Genomic DNA, 7,493 nt, shown 5'->3' on the forward strand with positions numbered 1-7,493 from the left:
TAGGCTCCCGTTTGGGGGTTCTTGGACAGCAGGGTGGGCGGGTCTGGACCTGAGCAGGACAGAGGCGCCGGCCTGGGACCCCTTGCGACAGTGTCGGAGTCTCGACGGGTGACTAAGACCTCTCGGCTTTGGTTCGAATGGCGCGTTATGGGCCGCAAGGTGGAATAGGGCCTCAACCAAAGACGGCTTGGCCCACAAATTGCGGCACCCTGGCCCATCGCAGATACCGAGAGGCGCATCACAGCACTGGTCGGCATGGCTGAACACGAACGGCTGCAACCAAGCCCGCCGTTGGATCTGACCGCTTCAGCCGCATGTTATTGGATGACATGAACCCGCCGGGGTAGGTCCCGGTTCATGGTCTGCTGAAACGAGCCCGGAGGACGCCTTACATGCTCAATCGCCGTAAAATGCTGGCCTGCAGCCTAGCCACTCTGGGCGTGGGCTGGTCGTCGGCTGCAGCGCATGAGAGCACCGATGTGGACCAGGGCCTTTCCACGAAGCTCCAGCCCCGGATCGTCGGCATCAAGGCCCAACTGCCCCCAGGCGAGATCCATATCGATCCTGGCACCTTTGCCTTGTACTGGACGCGGCCCGACCTGACGGCCATTCGCTACCCCTGCGCCGTTGGCCGACCAGGTCTCTACGAGCCTGGGGTATTCTATGTGGGCGCCAAGAAGGAATGGCCGCGTTGGACCCCTACGCCCGAGATGGTCGAGCGCGACCCCGACAGCTACGGCCATTATGCCGAGACCGGGATGCCGGGTGGGACTGCAAACCCCTTGGGCGCTCGCGCGCTCTATCTTCATACCCCCGAACGGGGCGACACCTTTCTGCGCATCCATGGCACCAACGCGCCCCAGACCATCGGGACGGCGGTCTCGAACGGCTGCGCGCGACTTCTCAACGAGCACATCGTCGACCTCTATGACATGGTGCCCCTGAACACACGGGTTGTCCTCTACTCACAAGATTTTCCGCTGTCCGGTTAGATCAGGGAACCATGCCAGGACCTGCTGGCGAGGTATGGCGGATCGAGACTTCGTGCTCTTGAACCAAGTCCTCCCATGCAGGCCATCGAGAGACAGAGAAATACCGCACCCCTACTGAACTCGCGCGCAAAGCTCTGGGCCATGCTGGCCTTCCCATCCTTCTGGCTGCTGTCACGGTGCGCGCTGGAGGGTTGGACAGCCTGACATGACACCCGCGCCGCTGGTCAGCCATGTTCCTTTCGTGACCTTTGGAACTACCATCGACTCTGAAAACTCTTCATCATTGCGGGAGCTTTCAATCGGGAGTCCGAACCCTTGATCAAGGTCACTGCCGACCGTCCGGCCGCCCACCGACGGGCTGTCGTCTTCTGCTGTTACGGCAGTTACGTGCCCTATGCGGCTCTTGCTGCGGTGCGCATTGCGGCCCTGCATCCCCGGCGCAGCTTCGACATCTGTCTCTGCACGGGCGAGGTTCCGATCGAACTACCCGCGACGTTGGAGCCCGTCGGCATTCGGATCTGCCAGATCCGGACCGGCGAGCTCTTCCAGGGGCTCCGGCTCGATGCGGGCGCGTCCACTGACGTGTATCTGCGATTGGCGCTGCCGGCTGCGCTTGCTCAGGACTACGAACGCATTCTTTACCTCGACGCCGATGTGTCTGTGCAGGGCGGTGACTTCGAGGCTCTGCTCGGAGTGAACCTTGGCGGGCGGGCCATCGGAGCTGTGCGCGATAACACCCAGTGGCGCACGCCGGGACGGCACGTCCGTCAGTTTCGTCAACTGGGTCTGCCAGCGGCGGCGTACTTCAACGCCGGCGTTCTCCTGATGGATGTGGCGGCCTATAATGCAGCTGATCTTCTCGGCCAGTGTCTCCAGCTTGGCCGAAGCAGGGCGGATCAGATGATCCGGCACGACCAAAACCTCTACAACGCCGTGCTCCAGGGAGATTGGGCCGAGCTCTCGCCGGTCTGGAACTGGCAGTACACGTGGGCATCCCGCTTCTTCGAAGCTATGCAGGAGACGCACATCGTGCACTTCATCGGCTCACGGAAGCCCTGGAAGGACCCGGATGGGCAACTGCCCCCTCGGTTTGCCCGTGCCATGGCGGAGTTCATGGCCGTTCACTGGCCCGAACGGGCGTTGCCTCCGGTGAAATCCGGGCCGGCCCTCAATCCCACTCTGATGCGTAAGCACTTGTGGAAGCACTGGATCGGAGCGCCCGCAACCGCGCGCTATCTCGCCCGCTTTCCTTCAGATCTCACCGTCCATGCGCCGGCAATATCTTTCGCGTCCAGCTGGCCCAGCAAAGCTTACCGTCAAGCATGACCAAGGCGGCTCGGGTTTGGACCCGTTTCAGGGTGGACGTCGGAGCCAGTCAGGACGGCACTTGCAGGCAAACTGCAGCGACCTCCCGGGCTGGCTGGGTTCAACATACGACCGAGGCTGTTGGGGAGGTCGGAGCCGGTTGCTTGTCGAGCCTTCGGCACTCAACCGACGCCTGCCCTTACCTCGCTCTTTGCCGATTTCACCAGCTCGTCCTGACTTCGCCAACAATGTCCCGTCGTTTTCCGGCTGTTCGCTACGGCCTCCGTTTGGTAAGTCTGCTGGCCAGGCTGACCCAGGCTGGCCCCGGAGCGTGCTGTACACAGTAGGCCGCGCCACGGAGAACAGCGGACCCAGGTCGCTGGTCCAGCAACATGGAACGGCTTTTCACCTCTTTTGACAACAAACGGCCAGCGCGGCCGAGAGCGTCGGTTCAGCTCCCCCGCTACAGACACGCTGAGCCTGCCTGCCCTGTTAAGCTGGCCAGCGCGGTCGATCCTCCCCCACTGCCGGAACGTAAGAGGATTTCCCATACTCCCCAAGTTCATGTCATCGGCGCTGTGAGAGCTGAGATTCGCTCGGCCTATTAGTGGTCTCTCATCAGGGCTGGACGCATGGCAGCGGAAGTCAGGCAGGCGGTTGCGGGCTTCGGTTTAGCCGCAACGCCGGAACAATCGCAGGTCCGGGAGGTTCCAGTAAGCCAATGCCGGAGGGACCTCGCATGCTTGCCTCAGACTACCGGGGGCCACGCCGCGTGCGAACCGACCAGAAGCCCATGCCAGCCGTCGAGCACCCTCGCGCTGCCATTTTTCGCGTCACGCGATCCTGCATCTGCGGCTCGGACCTGCATCTCTACAGCGGAGTAGTCCCCGCCCCCTACATCGGGATGACCTTCGGCCGCGAGTTCACGGCCGACGTCGAGGATGTCGCGCCGGAGGTCGCCCGGGTGGAGGTGCTCCGCTTCATCGAACACAACCGGCTCCCGGCAGTGGTGGGGACATCCACGCCGCCGCAAGGCCCGAGCGGCGTAATGCGCCGCGTTGCATTTCGGGACCGAACCCACCGGCTCCTGCTCCCGGGCGCCGACCGGGTGAACGTGGCCGAAGGAGTGCTGACGGACCTGGCGCGCGGCAAGGTTCGGAACATGCCGGCCGAAATGGGCATCCGAGCGGCCCGGAGGCATGACAGCCCGGCCCTGGTCGCCAAGGTTGCAGCGGCCGCTATCGTCGGGGTCCTGGCCACCACGGCGCGGCGGCGCCGGAACAGCCGAACGCCACGAACAGGGCAGCTGTGAGCGGCGAAGCATCGCGCCCTTTCCCTCCCCATGCACAGCGTGGACGCGGCTTCGCCGCTGCCATGATTCGGTTCCTAAAGACAACTTGTGAGGTTCGCACATGCAATCCAGTTCGCTGGAGTTCCTGACGTCACTGGTTTCGGCGCCGTCGCCCAGCGGCTTCGAGCAGCCGGTGGCCCGGCTGTACCGTGAGTACGCGACACCGTTTGCGGACGGGGTCACGACGGACGTTGCCGGCAACGTGGTGGCCGTGCTCAACCCGGATGCGTCCATGAAGGTCATGCTGGCCGGGCACATGGACGAGATCGGCTTCATCATCCACCACATCGGGGACGACGGCCTGCTCCATTTCAGCGCCATCGGGGGGCATGACAGCACGACGCCCATGGGCCAGCGGGTCTGGGTGCATGGCCGGGAGCGGGTGACCGGCGTGGTGGGACGCAAGGCCATCCACCTGCTCGACCCTGAGGAGCTCAAGGAAAAGCCGAAGATGAAGGACCTTTGGATCGACATCGGGGCCAGTTCCCGCGAGGAGGCCGAAGCCATCGTTCAACTAGGCGACGTCGTCACCTACCAGTACGAGTTCCAGACGCTCCTGGGCGGGCGCGCCACGGCGCGGGCCTTCGACAACAAGGCCGGCTTGTTCGTGGTGGCCGAAGCGCTGCGGCTCCTGCGGGAGGAGGGCGGGCTCCACCCTGAGGTCGGCGTTCATGCGGTGGGGACCGTGCAAGAGGAGATCGGCTCCCGGGGGGCGCAAGTGGCAGCCTTCGGGATCGCTCCGCAATCCGGCATCGCCGTCGATATGGGCCATGCCATCGACTACCCGGATGTGAGCAAGGCCCAGCACGGGCAGTTCGACATCGGCAAGGGGCCCGGGATCGACCGCGGCGCGAACACGAATCCTGTCGTGTTCGATCTGCTCACGCAGGCCGCCCGGGAGGAAGGCATTCCCTATCAGGTCCACGTCACGGCCGGCGCCACTCCGACCGATGCCAAGGCCATGCAGGTGAACCGGGGCGGCATGGCCACCGCGCTCCTGAACGTACCCTTGCGCTACATGCACACGCCTTGCGAAGTGCTGAGCCTCAAGGACCTGGAAGCCTCCGCGCGCCTCTTGGCCGCATACTGCAGACGGATCACGCCGGACACGGACTTCACGCCTCGTTGAGGGCCGAAGCACGGCTCGCGCCCAGGCAGCATCGCCCCACAAGGGAGGCGTCACGCTGTGTCGTCGGACGTCCGTGAAGGCTCGGTTCTTTCCGTCTCCGCAAGCCCGGCTCTTTCACCGGCACCGACCTCGGTCGGTCCACCTTCGTCGTCCTCTGATCCGCCGGAGACCTCGACTGTGACGGTCATGTCCGCGAATGCATCGGGCTTGCCCACGTAGCTGCCCGAAACGGGAACGGCCTGGACAATGTCGCGCACGACCGCGACGGGCACGAGGTTGGCGCCTCCCATGCTCCGGTTGGTCGGATCGAAGGGGATCCAGCCCGCTCCCGGCACGTAGACCTCGGCCCAGGCATGGGTGGTGCCCGCCCCCTGGGATCCGAGGAGGCGCTCGCCCGGATCGTAGAGGTACCCGGATACGAGACGCGCCCCGAAGCCCAGGCTGCGGACCGCTTCGGCAAAGAGTACGGCGAAATCCCGGCAGGACCCTGCAGCACGGTCCAGGCTTTCCAGCGGGGACTGCGTGCCTTCATCGTCCCTCGTCTCGTAGGCGAGAGCCCCGGCTACCCCGGCACTCAGGTCCTGGAGCAGCGACAGCGTGTCCGTGGGTCGGCCCCACACAAAGCCCTGCGCCCATGCGGCGAGCCGCCCACCTGGGTCGGGATGCTGCATCACACTGAGTGCTCCGAGATCGGTCCAGTCCTCGTCCGAGTAACGGAACGGGAAAGAGATGGCCGAAGCCGCAATGTCGAACACCGGCCAAGCCGCCGCCGAGTGCTCGACCTCGGTGGAGCAGGTGATCACCAGACGGTCGGTCATCGACGTGAACGGAAAGGTTGCGGTGGCGACGGCGTTGCCCGCGACGTCGTGCCCCCAGGTAACCGTCGCATCGGGCGAGATCTCCATGGCGCTGCTGACGATCTTCAGATCGCGACTCTCGCGCGGACGCAGCATCAGCCGGTGCGGGCTGAGTTGCACCGGCTCGCGGTAGCGATAGCTCGTCTTGTGGGTGATCGTGAGATGAACCAACAAAGGCCCCCTGGCTGCGCCCGAGCGGTCGGACGAATACGAACGTGCGAGTTTCACCGGTGGTTCTCGGTCACGGGCGCAAAAGCTACCACGATTCGACCTGGCCGGACGCGCCAGGCAGCATCGCTCGTGTTCTAAGCCGTCCGCGTCGGGAACGTTCCTGCGGCGAAACAGGAAAGTCGCGGGAACAATCGTCATCGGAATCTCTTAGAACCCCACGCCAAGGCCGAGTGGCCTGCCCATCCCACGTCCCAGGCCTTTCAGGAACTTCCATGCAACTCTTCGAATGCCAGAACTGCGGGCAGACGCTCTTCTTCGAAAACAGCTCCTGCGAACGCTGCGGACACAGGCTTGGCTACATCGCTGCGCGGCAGACCCTGGCGGCGCTGCGGCCCGATGGCGACGGCTGGCGTCCGCTCGACGAGCCCGAAGTGCTCTACCGCTTCTGCCGCAACGCCGGGCACGAGGTCTGCAACTGGCTGGTGCCCGGGGCTGACGAGACAGTCTTCTGCGAAGCCTGCCGCCACAACCTGACCATACCCGACCTGTCGGTACCCGAGAACATGCTGCGCTGGCGCCGGCTGGAGGACGCCAAGCACCGGCTGTTCTACTCGCTCCTCCAGTTCGGCCTCCCTCTCGCCACCCGTGCCGAGTCGCCGGAAGGGTTGGCCTTCGACATGCTGGCCGACCCACTGGACCCAAGTGCGCCCAAGGTCCTCACCGGGCACGATTCGGGACTGATCACGATCAACATCGCCGAGGCCGACGACGCGGAACGCGAAAGCCGCCGCGAGGGCATGAGCGAGCTTTACCGCACGCTGCTCGGCCACTTCCGCCATGAGGTCGGGCATTATTACTGGGACCGGCTGGTGCGCGACGGCGGACAGGACGTTCTGGGGCGCTTCCGGGCGCTGTTCGGCGACGAGCGCGAAGACTACGCCGAGGCGCTCAAGCGCAACTACGACCAGGGGCCTCCGGCGGACTGGCGCGAGCGCTGCATCTCGGCCTACGCCGCCTCGCATCCGTGGGAAGACTGGGCCGAGACCTGGGCGCACTACCTCCACATGGTCGACACGCTCGGGACGGCGGGGGCCTTTGGCCTGCGGCTGCATCCGGGCGGTGCACAGGCCGAGAGCCTTGCCGCGCGGGTCGACTTCGATGCCTACCAGGCCGAGAGCATCGACGTTCTGGTGGCAGCCTGGACACCTCTCACGCTGGCGGTCAACTCGCTCAACCGCAGCATGGGGCTGCCGGATCTCTACCCCTTCGTGCTGTCCCCTGCCGTCGTGGCCAAGCTTGGCTTCGTGCATGACATGGTTGGGACCGGAAGGAACATGGATCGCCGCAAGGTGAACGGGAACAAAGCCGATCCTGGTTGATTAGGGCTGCCTTGGGTCCGTGCGACTGCCCCAGGCGGTCAGGACCTGTTCTCGATCTGCCAGGAGCATCATGGGCATCTGCTGGGACGATTATCCAACCGATTCCGCCTTCGACGAGCTGATCCAGTCTCCTGGCCGGCCTCGTCCCGGCGCCGAGGCGCTCTGCGCCTATCTGGCCTCGCTGGACGAACAGGAGTTGACCGACCGTGTGGCCACGGCTGAAAAGGTCATCCGTCTCATGGGGATCAGCTTTCGCGTTTATGGCGAGGATGGCGGCTCCATCGACCGGCACTGGCCCTACGATCTGAT

General features: G+C 64.8%; 6 protein-coding genes and 1 pseudogene. 6 read left to right on the forward strand and 1 reads right to left on the reverse strand.

Annotated elements, in window-relative coordinates; genetic code table 11:
• Positions 1-392: 392 nt before the first annotated feature.
• The 4 genes from FHG66_RS12150 to FHG66_RS12165 all read left to right on the forward strand — a co-directional run bounded on the left by FHG66_RS12150 (position 393) and on the right by FHG66_RS12165 (position 4,777).
• A complete protein-coding gene (locus tag FHG66_RS12150) occupies positions 393-992 on the forward strand; it encodes a L,D-transpeptidase (RefSeq protein ID WP_139077114.1) in 600 nt (199 codons plus the stop codon).
• 315 nt (positions 993-1,307) lie between these two features.
• Complete coding sequence (locus FHG66_RS12155) at positions 1,308-2,318, forward strand: glycosyltransferase family 8 protein (RefSeq protein ID WP_246082574.1); 1,011 nt, start codon at positions 1,308-1,310, stop codon at positions 2,316-2,318.
• A 718-nt stretch (positions 2,319-3,036) separates the two neighbouring features.
• Positions 3,037-3,609, forward strand: coding sequence for an alcohol dehydrogenase catalytic domain-containing protein (locus tag FHG66_RS12160; protein ID WP_139077116.1), 573 nt, complete (start codon positions 3,037-3,039; stop codon positions 3,607-3,609).
• 100 nt (positions 3,610-3,709) lie between these two features.
• A complete protein-coding gene (locus FHG66_RS12165) occupies positions 3,710-4,777 on the forward strand; it encodes a M42 family metallopeptidase (protein WP_139077118.1) in 1,068 nt (355 codons plus the stop codon).
• Positions 4,778-4,827: 50 nt separating this feature from the next.
• Here the strand turns inward: FHG66_RS12165 and FHG66_RS12170 are convergent, their stop codons facing one another.
• Entirely contained in the window at positions 4,828-5,805 is a 978-nt protein-coding gene (locus FHG66_RS12170; protein ID WP_139077120.1) for a transglutaminase family protein, read from the reverse strand.
• Between the two features lie 272 nt (positions 5,806-6,077).
• Between FHG66_RS12170 and FHG66_RS12175 the strand changes: the two genes are divergently transcribed.
• Positions 6,078-7,184 (forward strand): zinc-binding metallopeptidase family protein, encoded by a 1,107-nt coding sequence (locus FHG66_RS12175; protein ID WP_139077122.1) that lies wholly within the window; start codon positions 6,078-6,080, stop codon positions 7,182-7,184.
• A 70-nt stretch (positions 7,185-7,254) separates the two neighbouring features.
• Positions 7,255-7,493, forward strand: a pseudogene (locus FHG66_RS12180) (hypothetical protein); the annotation flags it as partial.

The organism is Rubellimicrobium rubrum, from assembly GCF_006152115.1.
GTDB lineage: Bacteria > Pseudomonadota > Alphaproteobacteria > Rhodobacterales > Rhodobacteraceae > Rubellimicrobium > Rubellimicrobium rubrum.